This window comes from Defluviitoga sp. (assembly GCF_035349255.1).
Classification (GTDB): domain Bacteria; phylum Thermotogota; class Thermotogae; order Petrotogales; family Petrotogaceae; genus Defluviitoga.
This window is the reverse complement of the sequence record NZ_DAOPSE010000084.1, coordinates 1-2,716: the sequence shown is the minus strand read 5'-3', so window position 1 is coordinate 2,716 and position 2,716 is coordinate 1. Positions and strand designations below refer to the sequence as shown.

Genomic DNA, 2,716 nt, shown 5'->3' with positions numbered 1-2,716 from the left:
CTGGTTTTCAACATAAAGCATTTCTGTAATAAAATATATATATCGCATAAAAGGATTATCGATAGTATTGGCTTCTTTATACTTCCAGAAAACATCTGTCCAGGCGTTATCTATCTTTAAAGAAAAATCCAGAAGCTTTTCTGGCAACACATCATCAATTATCTGAGTAAATTTTGCTTTAAAGTTTTCAAAATCCGTTAAAGGTTTTCCTCTAGCATTCATTTTTATGTACAAGTTATCAGTTAAGCCAAAGTTTTTAAGTTCCAAAAATCTAAATGTTATTGGAGGATCTGAATTAATATCACGTATTAGTTTTTCAAAGCAATCTTGAGTATCCCTAAAAGTCAGATGAATATCATCAAGCATTGTTAGCATTGATTTTATAGTTGGATCTTTTATCCATGACATATAAAACCAGTGAGCATCTTTAATTAAATCAGATATTTTATCATTTTCTTTGCCAAGATCATATTTAACACCTTTTTCTACTAGCGAATAGCAGAAGTCCCGAGAGCTTATTCTGGTCTCATAAGTAAATTTTGAAAGTATACCTTTTATCTTGCTAGTTTTATTTTCCTTTGTGGCAAGATACCAATGTAATAAAAAGAGAGTGGTCAATCTCTGCTGTCCATCTAATGGCAGTAATACCTTATCCCCTTCTCGTTCTTCTATAGAACCGTATACAAAATCAAAATCTAATGTATTGCTCTCATTAACTATTGCATTATAAAGGCTTTCAAGAAATTCCTTCCTTATTTCTGGTATTTTATCAACATTTCTTCCTTGGGCATAATCTCTCTGTATAATTGGTATTTCAATTCTATACTCATTTATTAGCTTCCAAAATGTATACTTAGTTGTTTGCATCACTATTCACCTCCGCTTGATTAGGCAAATATTTCTGTAAAGTATGTATTATCTCATCATAGTAATCCTTCCTGTCTTCAGGACCCCAAAAATGCAAATGTGATGCATTCTTACTATAATACTTCAAAAATACATTTCTAGTACAAATAGGGATAAAATAGCCTTCCTTATCCATTTTTATAATAATATCACGCTTTACATCAAAGAATGAATTGCCAAGTCTGCTATTTAAGTCCTTATCCAGTAGAGTTAGGTTATTTATTAAATGCATATCATCACTAAATTGGTCTTTAAAACAGTTCTGAACTTCTTCGAATAATTTATTAAATAATTCAGCACTTATATTATCCTCATTTATAGACTTCATTCTTTCAATGACTTCTTTGTATTTGTTTGCATTAATTCTTTCTAAACTTTTTATATGATCCTCAATCCACGCCATCCACTGTTTTACTGTACTCAAACCGTCAGTATTCTGGGCGTGAATGTGTTCAATGCTCCATTTTCCTCTTTTATAAGAATTAAAAGAAAAACGATAATTGTGTGTTTTCATTCTAAGTATTGTTTCTATATTAAATAGTAGAAGTACTTTTTTAATTTCATTCGAGTTCTTTTCATAATCCAGTTCTGATATCTTATAATTAACGTGTTGCCTGATTTTGTTATCAATATATTTTCTAAACTCAGTTTTGCTTTTTCCTTCAGCTGCATCTTTGAGTTGCTCAATTCTCTCTCCGCAAGTTACAAGATAACCTATTAAATGGAATAATTCCCTGTCATTAAACCAATCTTCAAATGTTAAAAAGTAAGCCTTAACTTCATCCCAAATCTCTTGAACACTGCGTTGCCTTAATCTTTCATTAAAATACCTAAAAGTATAAAAGTCATCCCCTCTTGAACTTTTCTTAGCCATTGCATTAAAAATATATTCGATTCTTGTTGGCATATCATTAAATTCTTTATTAATAAAGCTCCAAAACTCGTCATTTTGAAGAGTATATTCAATTCTGTCCCACTCACTAGCTATTTCTAATTGTTTTAACCTAAAAGTGTCATTATCGTTATTATTCTTGTTTGATTTTTGTAAAAATAATGCTTTTATAAGTTCCGCATTTGTAAGTGGTATTTTCCCGATGTTAAGCCTAGTAAAAATATTTATGGGATTAGAACCATCATTAACTTCATACCAGATTATTTTGGTAAGCTTACCTAATGCAATGCTAAATTCATCTCTAACAGTGTATTCTGATTCAACATTTTCTTTATACTCAAACCATTCTTTGATAGTTTTATATGCCTGTCCTATAAAAAAGTAATCAATATTTGATGTATTTGATACATCGATATTCTGTAGAAATTCTTTGCTTTTTTCTCTTGTCTCAAATTCTATGTCATATCTTTTTCTACCTAAAAAATACAAAATTATGTAGATTGTAGTTAATCGTTGCTGTCCGTCAATTACCTCCCACTTGTCGCCATTTTTCTTTACTACTATAGGTTGCAAGCAATAAAACTCATCTTTTTTTCTTTCTTGTTGGGAGAATTCCCAAATATCATCGAGCAGTTCTGTTACTTGGCGTTTTTCCCACCTATATCCCCTTTGGTATGAAGGGATAAGGAATTTTTCTTTTATTATTTCATTAATTGACAACAACTTAATTTCGTTTTCCATAAAAATATCCCCCTACTCTTTTTTCTTTCAAAATTATGATTGCTTCAGCCTGATAATATTACCCGGAAGAGCTTCAAACATATCCGGATAATGCCCACACCTTGCCCTTATCTGTGTATATTGCGCTTTACTGCCATCTTTTTTTAAATACAGCCTGCGCCTATATATCTCATCGGC

The 2,716-nt window shown here is 30.9% G+C and carries 2 protein-coding genes; both read right to left on the bottom strand.

Annotated features, from left to right (window positions below; translation table 11 throughout):
- A partial coding sequence (locus tag PKN74_RS08270) for a DUF262 domain-containing protein (RefSeq protein WP_472310357.1) occupies nucleotides 1-867 on the bottom strand: 867 nt, incomplete at its 3' end.
- A complete protein-coding gene (locus tag PKN74_RS08265; protein WP_015051357.1) occupies nucleotides 854-2,539 on the bottom strand; it encodes a DUF262 domain-containing protein in 1,686 nt (561 codons plus the stop codon). The genes PKN74_RS08270 and PKN74_RS08265, both read right to left, overlap by 14 nt.
- Between the last annotated feature and the right edge of the window lie 177 nt (nucleotides 2,540-2,716).